Source organism: Vibrio sp. 10N, assembly GCF_036245475.1.
GTDB lineage: Bacteria > Pseudomonadota > Gammaproteobacteria > Enterobacterales > Vibrionaceae > Vibrio.
The window spans coordinates 2,450,783-2,464,599 of record NZ_BTPM01000001.1 but is presented as its reverse complement, the minus strand read 5'-3'; the positions used below and the strand labels follow the sequence as shown (position 1 = coordinate 2,464,599).

General features: G+C 48.0%; 15 protein-coding genes. All 15 read left to right on the top strand.

The features are described 5' to 3' along the window. Positions 1-6: 6 nt before the first annotated feature. The 15 genes from AAA946_RS11435 (at position 7) to ccmI (ending at position 13,609) form a co-directional block, all read left to right on the top strand. Positions 7-2,244: a chemotaxis protein CheA gene (locus AAA946_RS11435; RefSeq protein WP_338164963.1), complete on the top strand. Its 2,238-nt coding sequence runs from the start codon at positions 7-9 to the stop codon at positions 2,242-2,244. Positions 2,245-2,255: 11 nt separating this feature from the next. Further along, positions 2,256-3,368: a protein-glutamate methylesterase/protein-glutamine glutaminase gene (locus AAA946_RS11430; protein ID WP_338164962.1), complete on the top strand. Its 1,113-nt coding sequence runs from the start codon at positions 2,256-2,258 to the stop codon at positions 3,366-3,368. A gap of 1 nt (position 3,369) precedes the next feature. Continuing rightward, positions 3,370-4,149: an AAA family ATPase gene (locus tag AAA946_RS11425; protein WP_112461816.1), complete on the top strand. Its 780-nt coding sequence runs from the start codon at positions 3,370-3,372 to the stop codon at positions 4,147-4,149. Continuing rightward, entirely contained in the window at positions 4,139-5,221 is a 1,083-nt protein-coding gene (locus tag AAA946_RS11420) for a chemotaxis protein CheW (protein ID WP_338164961.1), read from the top strand. Before AAA946_RS11425 ends, AAA946_RS11420 begins: the two co-directional genes overlap by 11 nt. 65 nt (positions 5,222-5,286) lie before the next feature. Further along, positions 5,287-5,781: a chemotaxis protein CheW gene (locus AAA946_RS11415; RefSeq protein ID WP_042478487.1), complete on the top strand. Its 495-nt coding sequence runs from the start codon at positions 5,287-5,289 to the stop codon at positions 5,779-5,781. Further along, the gene (locus AAA946_RS11410; RefSeq protein ID WP_338164960.1) at positions 5,781-6,284 is read left to right on the top strand and encodes a DUF2802 domain-containing protein; all 504 of its coding nucleotides are present in this window, start codon (positions 5,781-5,783) and stop codon (positions 6,282-6,284) included. The genes AAA946_RS11415 and AAA946_RS11410 overlap by 1 nt, the downstream gene beginning before the upstream one ends. Positions 6,285-6,582: 298 nt before the next feature. Next, positions 6,583-7,200: a cytochrome c biogenesis heme-transporting ATPase CcmA gene (gene ccmA / locus AAA946_RS11405; RefSeq protein WP_338164959.1), complete on the top strand. Its 618-nt coding sequence runs from the start codon at positions 6,583-6,585 to the stop codon at positions 7,198-7,200. A gap of 6 nt (positions 7,201-7,206) precedes the next feature. After that, on the top strand, positions 7,207-7,875 hold the full coding sequence (gene ccmB, locus AAA946_RS11400; protein WP_338165826.1) for a heme exporter protein CcmB: 669 nt from the start codon (positions 7,207-7,209) through the stop codon (positions 7,873-7,875). An 85-nt stretch (positions 7,876-7,960) separates the two neighbouring features. Next, positions 7,961-8,710 carry a heme ABC transporter permease gene (locus tag AAA946_RS11395; RefSeq protein ID WP_338164958.1) on the top strand — a complete coding sequence of 250 codons (750 nt, stop codon included), beginning with the start codon at positions 7,961-7,963 and terminating at the stop codon, positions 8,708-8,710. A 5-nt stretch (positions 8,711-8,715) separates the two neighbouring features. Further along, positions 8,716-8,922 carry a heme exporter protein CcmD gene (ccmD, locus tag AAA946_RS11390; RefSeq protein ID WP_338164957.1) on the top strand — a complete coding sequence of 69 codons (207 nt, stop codon included), beginning with the start codon at positions 8,716-8,718 and terminating at the stop codon, positions 8,920-8,922. After that, the gene (gene ccmE, locus AAA946_RS11385; protein WP_338164956.1) at positions 8,919-9,404 is read left to right on the top strand and encodes a cytochrome c maturation protein CcmE; all 486 of its coding nucleotides are present in this window, start codon (positions 8,919-8,921) and stop codon (positions 9,402-9,404) included. The genes ccmD and ccmE overlap by 4 nt, the downstream gene beginning before the upstream one ends. Further along, a complete protein-coding gene (locus tag AAA946_RS11380) occupies positions 9,401-11,365 on the top strand; it encodes a heme lyase CcmF/NrfE family subunit (RefSeq protein ID WP_338164955.1) in 1,965 nt (654 codons plus the stop codon). Before ccmE ends, AAA946_RS11380 begins: the two co-directional genes overlap by 4 nt. Then, positions 11,362-11,916, top strand: a complete 555-nt coding sequence (locus AAA946_RS11375; RefSeq protein ID WP_338164954.1) for a DsbE family thiol:disulfide interchange protein — start codon at positions 11,362-11,364, stop codon at positions 11,914-11,916. Before AAA946_RS11380 ends, AAA946_RS11375 begins: the two co-directional genes overlap by 4 nt. After that, positions 11,913-12,395: a cytochrome c-type biogenesis protein gene (locus AAA946_RS11370; protein ID WP_338164953.1), complete on the top strand. Its 483-nt coding sequence runs from the start codon at positions 11,913-11,915 to the stop codon at positions 12,393-12,395. The genes AAA946_RS11375 and AAA946_RS11370 overlap by 4 nt, the downstream gene beginning before the upstream one ends. After that, positions 12,395-13,609 (top strand): c-type cytochrome biogenesis protein CcmI, encoded by a 1,215-nt coding sequence (gene ccmI, locus AAA946_RS11365; RefSeq protein WP_338164952.1) that lies wholly within the window; start codon positions 12,395-12,397, stop codon positions 13,607-13,609. Before AAA946_RS11370 ends, ccmI begins: the two co-directional genes overlap by 1 nt. The last annotated feature ends 208 nt before the right edge of the window (positions 13,610-13,817 follow it).

Here is a 13,817-nt window from a genome sequence, read left to right as displayed (position 1 = left end):
TGACGAATGAGCTACGAATTAGATGAAGAGATCCTTCAAGACTTCTTAGTGGAAGCCGGGGAGATCCTAGAGTTACTTTCTGAGCAACTTGTTGAGCTAGAAAACAATCCAGAAGATAAAGACCTGCTAAATGCGATATTTAGAGGTTTCCACACCGTCAAAGGTGGAGCTGGATTTCTAGCGCTGACAGAGCTGGTCGACACGTGTCACGGTGCGGAAAATGTGTTCGATATTTTGCGTAACGGCCAACGCTCGGTGAATGCCAGCCTAATGGATACGATGCTAAAAGCATTGGATACCGTCAACATTCAGTTCCAATCGGTTCAGAACATGGAACCTATCGATCCTGCGGATCCTGCATTACTTGAAGAGCTTCATCGTTTAAGTAGCCCAGAGACAGCAGACGAAGCTGCTGCTCCCCCACCGCCACCGCCTGTCGTAGATGTGACGCCTGAGCCAACGCCGGAAGTAGAAGCACCCGCACCAGCGGCTGAAATCTCTTCGGGCGGTTCGATTGACGATATTACTCAAGATGAATTTGAACGTTTGTTGGATGAGCTGCATGGTAAAGGTGGCAGTCCAACGAAATCGACAGCCAAGCCAACCATGACTGTGGTGGAAACGCCAGCTCCAGCATCAGCACCGAGCGATCTCCCTTCGTTGGATATTACCGATGATGAATTTGAAAAGCTTCTCGATGAGCTGCATGGTGTCGGCAAAGGCCCATCGGCAGCGGATGCTCAACCTTCGCCTGTTGAGTCAGCAAAACCAGCTTCAGCGCCAGCTCCTGCCGCTACTCCGGCTAACGATGGCGGCGACCTGATGACTGACGAAGAATTTGAAAAGTTGCTGGATGAACTGCATGGCGTGGGCAAAGGTCCATCTCCTGACGAGCTCGATGTTGCAACCAAACCCGTTTCGATGAACGATGCGCCAGTAGAGCCAAAACCTGCTGAGCCTGCTGCTCCCGTTGCTGTATCTGAGCCGGTAGCGGCACCAGTGAGCACTGAAAAGTCGCTACCAGCAGAGAAAAAAGCCACGGCTGTTGCCACTAAAAAACCTCAAGCGGAAGCCAGTGTTCGTGTTGATACTTCAACGCTTGATACCATCATGAACATGGTGGGTGAGTTAGTACTGGTGCGTAACCGTTTGGTCAGTTTGGGGCTCAATAGCAACGACGAAGAAATGTCGAAGGCCGTTTCTAACTTGGATGTGGTGACAGCCGATTTGCAGGGTGCGGTGATGAAAACGCGCATGCAACCAATCAAGAAAGTGTTTGGCCGCTTCCCACGTGTGGTTCGCGACTTGGCTCGAAGCTTAAACAAAGACATTGTGCTTGAGATGCAAGGTGAAGACACCGATCTCGATAAGAACTTAGTGGAAGCGCTAGCGGATCCATTGATTCACTTAGTGCGTAACTCGGTTGACCATGGCATTGAAATGCCGGACGTACGTGAGTCGGCAGGTAAAGCGCGTACAGGTAAAATTACCCTGTCAGCGTCGCAAGAAGGCGATCATATTGAGCTTGCCATCATTGATGATGGCGGCGGTATGGACCCAGATAAACTGCGCGCTATTGCCGTTAAACGCGGAATGATGGATGAAGACGCTGCGTCTCGCTTGACGGATAAAGAGTGCTTCAACCTTATCTTTATGCCTGGCTTCTCAAGTAAAGAGAAAATCTCGGATATCTCTGGCCGTGGTGTGGGCATGGACGTAGTGAAAACCGCCATCAATACCCTTAATGGTTCGATTGATATCGATTCTGAGCTTGGCACAGGTACTAAGATCACCATCAAAGTGCCGCTTACGCTGGCGATTTTGCCGACCTTAATGGTTGGCGTTGGTAAAAATCCATTTGCGCTGCCATTGGCGAGTGTGAATGAGATTTTCCACCTTGATCTCAGCCGTACCAACGTCGTCGACGGTCAACTGACGATTATCGTGCGCGATAAGTCTATTCCGCTGTTCTATTTGCAAGATTGGCTTGCACCACATGCTGGTCGTGCGCAGCAGCGTACCGGACACGGCCATGTGGTTATCGTGCAAATTGGCAGTCAACGTGTTGGCTTTGTGGTCGATACCTTGATTGGTCAAGAGGAAGTGGTGATTAAGCCGCTGGATAGCTTATTGCAAGGGACACCAGGTATGGCTGGTGCAACGATTACCAGTGATGGTCATATTGCTCTGATTCTTGACGTGCCAGACTTACTTAAACAGTACGCTGCAGCATCGCGTATCTGATAAGGAAGTCTATGTCGTTAAAAGTATTAGTTGTAGATGATTCTAGTTTCTTCCGTCGCCGAGTCAGTGACATTATCAATGCTGCGCCACGTCTAGAAGTTATTGACGTGGCCGTCAACGGCAAAGAGGCGGTAGAAAAAGCGTTGGCGCTTAAGCCTGATGTGATCACCATGGACATAGAAATGCCTGTCATGGATGGCATTACTGCCGTGCGTGAGATCATGAGCGCTCAGCCGACCCCTATTTTGATGTTCTCGTCATTAACGCATGAAGGCGCGAAAGCGACCTTAGATGCGCTGGAAGCGGGAGCATTAGACTTTTTACCGAAGAAGTTTGAAGACATTGCACGCAATAAAGATGAGGCGGTCACCTTGCTTCAGCAGCGCGTGCAGCAGATTGCGAGTCGCCGCGCTCTATTGAGACGCAGTGCGATTCGCAGGCCACTGACGGCGGCGAGTGCGGCTCCAAAGACAACGGCTCGACTAGGTGAAGAGTCGGTTTCGCCGAAGGTTGCAACGCCAGCCGCCCGTTTTCGCAGTAGTGGCAAGAGTTATCAGTTGACGGCGATTGGTACCTCGACAGGCGGCCCAGTTGCTCTGCAAAAAATTCTGACTAAATTACCAGGCAACTATCCTCATCCCATTCTGCTGATTCAGCACATGCCAGCGACCTTTACCGCAGCATTTGCGGCTAGGCTTAATTCGCTTTGCCAAATCACGGTGAAAGAGGCTGCTAATGGCGATGTATTGCAACCAGGCGTGGCTTATCTTGCTCCCGGTGGTATGCAAATGATGATCGAAGGGCGCCCTGGGAGTGCGAAAATCCGTATTCTCGATGGCGGTGAACGCATGAACTACAAACCTTGTGTTGATGTGACTTTTGGCTCTGCGGCTAAGATTTATCACGACAAAGTACTGTCGATGGTACTGACCGGAATGGGGGCTGATGGCCGCGAAGGTGCTCGCATGCTGAAGTCGGCAGGTTCGACGGTTTGGGCTCAAGATGAAGACTCTTGCGTGGTTTACGGTATGCCTCAAGCGGTTGCTAAGGCGGGGATCTCCACAGAAGATCTGCCCCTTGATCGTATTGCCGAGCGCATTTTGGTTGAGTTGAAGAGGTCGTAACATGATCGTATGGAGTGTTGCTAACCAAAAAGGCGGTGTCGGTAAAACGACCACTACTGTTACGTTGGCGGGGCTTTTAAGCCAGAAAGGCAATCGTGTCTTGCTTATCGATACCGATCCTCATGCCTCATTGACCACTTACTTGGGTATGGATTCAGATCATCTGTCACACAGTCTATTTGATCTGTTCCAGCTTAAAGAGTTTAGCGATAGCCGAGTAAAACCGCTGATACACAATACCAATATCGATAATATCGACATTTTGCCAGCTCACATGTCGCTGGCAACACTTGATCGAGTGATGGGTAATCGTAGCGGTATGGGACTTATCCTCAAGCGCGCTCTAATGACCATTCGTGATGATTACGATTACGTGTTGATTGATTGCCCACCTATTCTTGGGGTCATGATGGTGAATGCCCTGGCGGCAAGCGATCGCATTCTAATTCCGGTCCAAACAGAATTCTTAGCGATGAAAGGCTTGGAGCGTATGGTGCGCACACTTGCGATTATGCAAAAGTCTCGTCAGCGTCCGTTTAAGGTTACCATAGTACCCACGATGTACGACAAACGTACGCGAGCATCGCTGCAAACCTTAACTCAGCTTAAACAAGATTACCCATCGCAGGTGTGGAGTTCGGCCGTACCGATCGACACTAAATTTCGCGATGCCAGCTTGAAGCATTTGCCTGCATCACACTTTGCCGCGGGAAGTAGAGGTGTCTTTGCTTATAAACAATTGCTGATTTACTTGGAGAGGCTAGCGCAAGATGAAAGCTGATACTGGGCCGCTTTCAAGTGAACAGGCGCTGGATGACTACTTTGCGTCTCTGCTTGGTTTAGAACAAGACGAGTTATTGCTTGACGAAGAGCAAGTGCTTGAAGATGCTTCTGTTGAGCCAGAGCCAGAGCCAGAGCCAGAGCCAGAGCCAGAGCCAGAGCCAGAGCCAGAGCCAGAGCCAGATTGGAATGCGACACCACCACCTCTTATGACACAGCCCGCACCCACTGTGCAGCAGTCGGTGGAGGAGGAGTTTGAAGCCTTTGCCGAGCAACCCGATCTGCAACATTTGGAAAAACTGTTCAGCGGTCTTCAGCAGCAAGTGGATATTGAAATTGAACCGCAAGCTGAGCCAAATAGTGTTGTTGAGCCAAGCTTGGAACAACCGGTCGTAGATACGGCCTGTGATAGTGAGATCCAAGGTTGGGATGTTGACACGTTAGAAGCTGAGATCGTCACCAAGCCTGAACTGAATGAACTTGATGCTCTACAGTCGTCAATCAACGCTCAAGAGTCGTTGGAAGTCGCCGATAGTATAGAAGTGGCTGAAAGCGTTGAGGTTGAAGCTCAGCCTGAAATCGCTAATGGCGGCGGTGCAGATAAAGCTTGGGTGAATAACGAACGTACCGAAAGCTTTCAAGTGCTCTACTTTGATGTTGGCGGGATGACGTTCGCGGTGCCATTAGATGAGCTAGGTGGTATTCATCAAATTGGCGAGTTAAGTCATTTGATTGGGCGACCTGCTTGGTACTTAGGTCTGCAGTCGAGCCGTGAAAACCAACTTGATGTCGTCGACACAGCAATGTGGGTGATGCCGGATGTGCTCAAAGATGATAGTTACAAAGAAGACTATCAGTACATTGTCATGCTCGGTGAGAGCAACTGGGGATTGGCTGCCACAGAGCTTAAGGGCACGGAACAACTTCAGCCTGTCGCGGTACGTTGGCGTGAGAAAGCAGGTAAAAGGCCGTGGCTTGCAGGCATGGTGAAACAGCAAATGTGTGCGCTGGTTCATGTGTCTGAACTAATAGATATGCTTAACGCTGGATTAGATGTTAAATCAGTACAGTGATTGAATAAATTTGATGTCAAACGGCGCAGTGCGTCGCTTATCAGAATGAAATTGAGAGGAAGACTATGTCTCAAACGATGGATGTTGAACTAAGAAAAGAACAATCAAACGATGAAGTTCTTCAGTGGGTCACGTTTCAACTAGAAGAAGAAACCTACGGCATCAACGTAATGCAAGTACGCGAAGTATTGCGTTACACTGAAATCGCTCCAGTACCAGGCGCACCAGATTACGTGCTAGGTATTATCAACCTGCGTGGTAACGTTGTCACTGTTATCGACACTCGCTCTCGCTTTGGTTTAATGCAAGGTGAAATTACAGACAACACACGCATCATCGTGATTGAGTCTGAGCGTCAAGTGATTGGTATCTTGGTGGATAGCGTTGCGGAAGTGGTTTACCTACGTTCATCTGAAATTGATACCACACCAAGCGTAGGTACCGATGAAAGCGCTAAATTTATCCAAGGTGTTAGTAACCGCGATGGCAAGCTGCTTATCCTTGTTGACCTTAACAAACTGCTCTCAGAAGATGAGTGGGATGAGATGGCTTACCTATAATGTTTGACGCTGTGTCTTTAACGTCACCTCTTCTTTGGGGAGGGGTGACGATTGTCGTTGTCCTTTTCGTTTGGTTGGTGAAAGTGCATCGTAGTTTAAACATGCACAAGGCACACACACGGCAACAAAAGCGATCGCTAGAAAAGGAAGTCGAGAAGTGCAATAAGCAGTTACTTGAAGTCCGTTCTGTATTGGTGGGACTTGGACAAAAGGTTTCTGAACAAGAAGAAATCATTGTTCACCTAACCGAACGTATTATTGAGCTTGAGAACGTCGATAACGACGGACGCTTGTATACTCGTGCTAATAAGATGGTTCGTTTGGGTGCTGACATTAACGAATTAATCGAAGAGTGTGAGCTCCCTAAGGCTGAAGCCGAGTTAATGCTGTCTTTGCAGAAAAAAATTGCGGGTAAAGAGAAGGTACCACCGCTTAACAAACCGCGATCTCAACCTACTCGCCGACCGGCAACGAGTTATCCGCCACAAAAACGACCTCGCTAGTGGATCTGTCTGTTTACAGGGCGTTAATGCTGATTGACGCCCTAAAAACATCCTCATAACAATCGTAACACTCTCTTACGCTTTCCAATTAGCCGACTAAATGCAGTCTGGTATCCTATTATGCGTCCGAATGTGAAGTTTTATGTTAATATATACCACTTTGTGGGTAGTTATTTCAGTTAGAGAACAGTAATTTATTGTTTATTACTAAGTTTCGTGAAGCCGATTTAAACATTACACTTTCACGCATAAGTAGCTATGGTAAGATGAACGCCCAGTCGAACCAGTGTTTAATTGAATGTTAGAAGTTACAAATTTAACCGCGATTCGAGATGAGCGTGTACTGTTCGAAAATTTATCATTTTCGTTACAAAGCGGCGATCTCGTACAGATTGAAGGTCGCAACGGGACCGGTAAAACGACCTTAATGCGAATCGTTGCGGGATTGGGAGATAAAGAGGAAGGCGCCATCAAATGGAATGGTGAGTCTATCCAATCCAATCGAGAAGACTTCCATCAATCACTGCTGTTTCTAGGTCACCAAACTGGTGTAAAGCGCGACCTCACTGCGTTTGAGAACCTTAGATTTTATCAATCGATACACGCACCTCACACTTCGGATCAACAGATTTTTACAGCGCTAACGCAAGTTGGACTTGCTGGCCGTGAAGACGTGCCTGTAGCTCAGCTATCTGCAGGTCAACAGCGCCGCGTGGCTCTAGCACGATTGTGGTTAAGCGAACAAATGTTGTGGATCCTTGATGAACCGCTGACGGCGATCGATAAGCAAGGGGTTAAAGTACTGGAAAACTTGTTTTTGGAGCATGCCAATAAAGGTGGAATCGTGTTACTGACCACGCACCAAGACATGTTTAGTGATAACCCGAAACTTAAAAAAATTACTTTGGGAGTTTAAGCGATGATGTTGACTTCCATGATGAAAATCATTCGCCGCGAACTGTTAATCGCATTTCGACGCCAAGCGGATATTTTCAATCCATTGTGGTTTTTTATCATAGTGATCACGCTGTTTCCGCTAAGTATCGGACCAGAGCCTAATCTGCTGGCGCGAATTTCAGCGGGAATCGTATGGGTAGCTGCGCTGTTGTCTGCGCTGCTCTCCCTAGAGAGGTTATTCAAAGATGATTTTCAAGATGGCTCTTTAGAGCAGATGATGCTGATGCCTATCCCGCTGCAGCTGGTGGTGATGGCGAAGATCATCGCGCACTGGTTGCTTACCGGCTTGCCACTTATCATCATTAGCCCTTTGTTGGCTATTTTGCTGTCGCTGGATAGCAATACTTGGATAGCGGTGGTACTGACCCTGTTGGTCGGTACACCAACTTTAAGTTTTATTGGAGCGATTGGGGTAGCTTTGACTGTAGGGCTACAAAAAGGAGGCGTACTGCTGAGTTTGCTGGTGCTGCCACTTTACATCCCAATTTTAATATTTGCTACGTCAGCGATTGATGCTGCCTCCCTGGGGGTTGCGTATAATGGTCAGTTAGCTTTGCTAGCGGCCATGCTGGTGGGCGCTATGACCCTGACTCCGTTTGCCATCAGCGCAGCCTTGAGAGTCAGCGTCAACTAAAATAAAAAACGCTAACATCATTGTCTAAAGCGAATATCACGGCTTAAAGCAATGGGAAAAATGTCGTCAAAGAGTGAGAAACACTATGTGGAAATGGCTTCATCCTTACGCCAAACCCGAAACCACTTATCAGCTGTGTGGCAAATTACTTCCTTGGTTTGCCACCATCGCATTGCTGTGCCTATCGATCGGTACCGTATGGGGGCTTGCTTTCGCGCCTTCGGATTACCAGCAAGGGGACAGCTTTAGAATTATCTATATCCATGTCCCTTCGGCAATTTGGTCGATGGGTGTGTACATGTCGATGGCCATCGCCGCTTTTGTTGGTTTAGTGTGGCAGTTAAAACTCTCTAGTATGGCCGCTCTCGCTATGGCACCTATCGGTGCGGTCTTTACTTTCATTGCGCTTCTCACTGGCGCGGTTTGGGGTAAACCAATGTGGGGCGCATGGTGGGTGTGGGATGCACGCCTGACCTCTGAGCTTATATTATTGTTCCTATACCTTGGCGTTATTGCGCTTTACCACGCGTTCGATGATCAAAAAACGGCGGCTAAAGCGGCGGGTATTCTTGCGATCGTTGGTGTGGTGAATTTGCCGATTATCCACTTCTCAGTGGAGTGGTGGAACACGTTGCACCAAGGCGCGACCATTACTAAGTTTGCTAAGCCGTCTATCTCCAGTGATATGTTGTGGCCGCTGCTGCTGAATATTTTTGGATTCGCATTTTTCTTCGGTGCGCTGACGATGATCCGTCTGCGTAACGAAATAATTAGTAAAGAAGGCCACAGACCATGGGTGGTTGCGTTGGCTGCGCAATCAAGCAAGAAGGGGTAATCACCATGCATTTTGAATCCTTGAGTGACTTTTTTGCCATGGGCGGCTACGCAGCATATGTGTGGAGTGCCTTCGGTATCACTTTCTTATCGATGTTTATTCTTTTGTTTACCAGCGTGTCACGCGGCAAAAAACTGCTTAAAGATGTGCAAGCTAAAGTCGATAGACAAGCGCGCATCGAAGCGGCGAAAAATATGGAGAACACACTATGACCCCAAGACGTAAGAAAAGGCTTGGCATTATTTTAGCCATTTTCGTTGGCATCAGTGCGACGGTTGGGTTGATTCTCTATGCACTTAATCAAAACATGGATTTGTTCTACACACCGACGGAGTTGGTGAACGGTAAAGATAACGGCGTTAAACCAGAAATTGGCCAGCGCCTTCGTATCGGCGGCATGGTTGTGGCTGGCTCTGTAAGCCGTGACTCTGAGTCACTACGAGTGAGCTTTGATTTGGCGGATGTCGGTCCTAAGGTTACCGTTGTTTATGATGGCATTCTTCCTGACTTGTTCCGTGAAGGCCAAGGTATTGTTGCTCAAGGCGTATTGATTGAACCGACGAAAATCGAGGCATTCGAAGTCCTTGCTAAGCACGATGAGGAATATATGCCACCTGAAATTGCTGAAGCGATGAAGAAAACTCACGAGCCGCTGCAGTACTCTAAAGAACAAAAACAAGGAAGCGGTCTATGATTGCTGAAATCGGCCACTTTGCGCTGATACTTTCACTCAGTTTGTCTGTGTTGTTGAGTATTTTGCCGCTGTTCGGCGCTTCTCGAAACAACACTATGCTAATGAACACTGCCAGACCGCTGTCTTGGGGTATGTTCATTATGCTGCTTATTTCATTCCTAATTTTGGAATGGGCGTTTTATGTCAATGACTTCACGATACAGTACGTCGCGAACAACTCAAATACCCAACTGCCTTGGTATTACCGCTTAACGGCTGTTTGGGGCGCTCACGAAGGTTCGTTGCTGCTTTGGGTATTGATCCAAGCAGCGTGGACGGTGGCGGTAGCGACGTTTAGCCGCGGCATGCCACAGGAATCAGTGGCGCGCGTACTTGCGGTAATGGGTATGATCACTGTCGGCTTCCTGCTGTTCATTATCGTAACCTCGAACCCGTTCCTAAGAACCTTGCCATTCTTCCCTGTTGATGGCCGTGACCTAAACCCACTGTTGCAAGACCCCGGTTTGATCATTCACCCGCCGATGCTCTACATGGGTTACGTAGGTTTCTCAGTTGCCTTCTCCTTTGCGATCGCTTCGCTTATGTCAGGCCGTTTAGATACAGCGTGGGCACGTTGGTCTCGTCCATGGACAACAGCGGCGTGGGTATTTTTAACCATGGGTATCGCGCTTGGCTCTTGGTGGGCGTATTACGAACTTGGCTGGGGTGGCTGGTGGTTCTGGGATCCGGTCGAAAACGCCTCGTTTATGCCATGGCTTGCTGGTACTGCACTGATGCACTCATTGGCAGTGACGGAAAAGCGCGGCACTTTTAAAGCATGGACAGTATTGCTAGCAATCTCCGCATTCTCGCTAAGCTTACTCGGTACCTTCTTGGTTCGCTCGGGTATCTTGGTATCGGTTCATGCGTTTGCCTCTGACCCATCACGCGGCATGTTCATCCTTGGCTTCTTGGTGTTTGTCATTGGTGGTTCGCTATTGCTGTTTGCTCTCAAAGGCTCGTCAGTGCGCGCGCGTGGCAACTTTGACTTGTTGTCGCGAGAAAATGCGTTGCTTGGTAACAATGTCCTGTTAATGGCGGCGTTAGTTGTTGTGCTTGTTGGTACTTTGCTACCACTAGTACACAAACAAATTGGCTTAGGCTCGGTATCTATCGGCGCGCCTTTCTTTGATATGTTGTTTGCATGGCTGATGATTCCGTTCTCGTTCCTACTCGGTATCGGTCCGCTGATCCGATGGAAGCGTGACAAACTTTCGACGCTTGCAAAACCTATGATCGTATCCGGTATCATCTCGATTGCTTTCTCTGCACTGATGATGGTTGTCCTAGCCGAATACTTCACTGGTATGGCGTTCCTTGGTTGGTTGATGGCTTCTTGGATCATTACGATGCACGGCTTCGAGCTTTATGAGCGTGCAACGCATCGCCACTCGTTTGTCGAAGGTGTGAAGAAACTGCCACGCAGTCACTGGGCAATGATCCTTGGTCACCTTGGTCTTGCGGTTAGTATTATCGGTATCGCAATGGTGCAAATTTACAGTGTTGAACGTGATGTTCGCCTAGCACCTGGTGAGAACTATCAGGTTTACGATTACAACTTCTACTTCCAAGGCGTACGTGATAAAGACGGTCCGAATTACGACGGTTACATTGCTGACTTTGAAATCACCAAAGATGGTAAGTACATCAACACGTTGCACGCAGAAAAACGTTTTTATCGCACCGCGAAATCTATGATGACCGAAGCGGCGATTGACCGAGGTGTTACGCGCGATCTGTACATCGCAATGGGTGAGCGCCTAGATGACGGTAAGTCATGGGCAGTGCGTATTTATCACAAACCATTCGTACGTTGGATTTGGTTTGGCGCTATCATGATGTCGATTGGTGGTGCGCTGGCAATCAGTGACAAACGTTATCGATTTAGAAAAACGGGTAAGGCTGAAGGAGAGGCATCATGAATAAGAAAATCCTATTTATTCCGTTAGTTGCTTTTCTAATTTTGGTCGCGGTGTTTGCTGTTCAGTTAGGTCGTAACCAAGCTGGTGACGATCCGACTAAGTTGGAATCGGTGTTAATTGGCAAGCAAGTACCACAGTTCCGTCTCGAAGACTTGGCAGAACCTGGCAAGTTGTATGACCAAGCGGTATTTACTGGTGAGCCTTTACTTCTTAATGTATGGGCAACTTGGTGTCCAACCTGTTACGCCGAGCATCAGTACCTCAATGAACTGGCTGCAAATGGCGTGAAGATCATTGGTCTTAACTACAAAGATCAACGCAACAAAGCGGTACAGTGGCTTAATGAACTGGGCAACCCTTATCTAATCAGTCTTTTTGATGGCGATGGTATGCTTGGTCTCGACCTTGGTGTCTACGGCGCCCCTGAGACTTTCCTAATCGATGCTAATGGCGTAATTCGTTACCGCCATGTTGGTGATGTGAATGTGCAAAACTGGAGTGAGAAGCTTCAGCCACTGTATCAACAGATGCTAGAGGAGGCGAACCAATGAAAAAATGGTTAGTTGCACTGGTATCTAGCTTTGCCCTAGCGTTTGCAGTCAACGCGACGATTGAGATCCATGAGTTCGATTCTCTAGAGCAGGAGAATCAATTTAAGGAGCTGAGCCATACGCTACGTTGTCCTAAGTGTCAGAACAACACGATTGGTGATTCGAATGCTGAACTGGCGCAAGACTTGCGCCAAAAAGTGTATGAAATGACCAAAGAGGGTAAGTCGAAACAAGAGATTGTCGATTACATGATTGCCCGCTATGGCAACTTTGTGACTTACAATCCACCGCTAACGCTCGCAACGTCAGTACTTTGGTTAGGACCTCTTTTTGTTATTGTTCTTGGCTTCGGACTGATCATTGTCCGTAGCCGCAATAACCGTGCGCAAAAAGTTCAGCAAGATGAGCAGTGGAGCGCAGAGAAAGAAGCCAAATTGAAAGCTTTACTGGATGACAAAGAGACTGGAGATAAGCAGTAATGACACTATTTTGGATATCAACAGTCGTTCTTGTTGTCGTCGCGATTGTGTTGTTAGCTCTGACGCTTAACAGCAAAAAATCGAACAATGACGAGCAACTTCGTGATGAGCTCAACAAAGCATTCTATAAAGACCGTCTAACGGAGCTTGAAGAAGAAGCCAACGAAGGTTTGGTGGAGAATCAACAGGATCTGATTGAGGATCTCAAGCAATCATTGCTGGATGACATTCCTAATCAAGCGGATGAGAAGAAAACGTCCCTGTCACCGATGACGATTCTTATCCCTTCTGTGGTGTTGGTTGTTGTGATGACATACGGCATGTATATGCATTTTGGTGGTGCAGGTAAAGTGCAAGATTGGCAAGAGGTCTCTGGCCGACTTCCTGAGTTGTCGAAACGTTTGATGGGCGACTCTGCTGAGCCAATGACCGAAGATGAGATGCAAGATCTGACGTTGGCACTTCGTACCCGATTGCATTACCAACCGGACGACTCGACTGGCTGGCTGCTACTTGGGCGCATTGCACTCGCGAACCGTGATGTCACAACAGCAACCGATGCGATGGAAAAAGCCTATCGTTTAGAGCCAAATGATTCAGATGTTCAACTCGGCTACGCTCAGGCTCTGATGATGTCGCAAGATGAAATGGATCAGAACCAAGCGCGCAGCTTACTTACTGGTCTTCTGAAACAGGATTATGTCGACTTACGTGTGTTGTCTCTATTAGCGTTTGATGCGTTTGAGCGTGAAGATTACCCGGCAGCCGTGCGCTATTGGTCGGTAATGCAGCGTATGATCGGTCCTGAAGATAGCCGCTATGAAATGCTGACACGCAGTATCCAAAATGCACAGGCAAAAATGGGTGAGCCGATTGTAGAAGGCAAGTCTGTAGCGGTAACCATCAACGTTGCTCCGCAAGCAAGCTTCCCTGAAGATTCGGCTTTGATCGTCTCTGTTCATCCTGCTGATGGTTCTCCGATGCCTGTGGCTGCTGCGCGTTTCCCTCTGGGTACATTCCCGCGTACGGTTGTGCTCGATGACAACAACAGTATGATGCAAGGTCGTAAGTTATCGAGCCTTGAAGGATTGATTGTTCGAGCTCGTATCGACAGTGATGGTAACGTAGCGACCCGAGATGGCGATTGGTTTGGTGAGAGCCAACCTGCCGCATTAGGCGACACGGTTGAGCTGGTTATTGACCAACAGTACTAAATAGACCGTCTATGCATAACCGACTCGTAGCTGGCATGCGATTAAATTAAATGTGACCAACTTGTTGCTTTAGCTAGCTTGCAAGGGCGCATGCCGCTATACTCATCCATAGTGGTTATCAATACAATCTGACGTTAATTACTTATTTATCAAGTAAATAGAAAAACAATTAACATAGCAAATAAAGATTGTACTAGCTTATGGATGA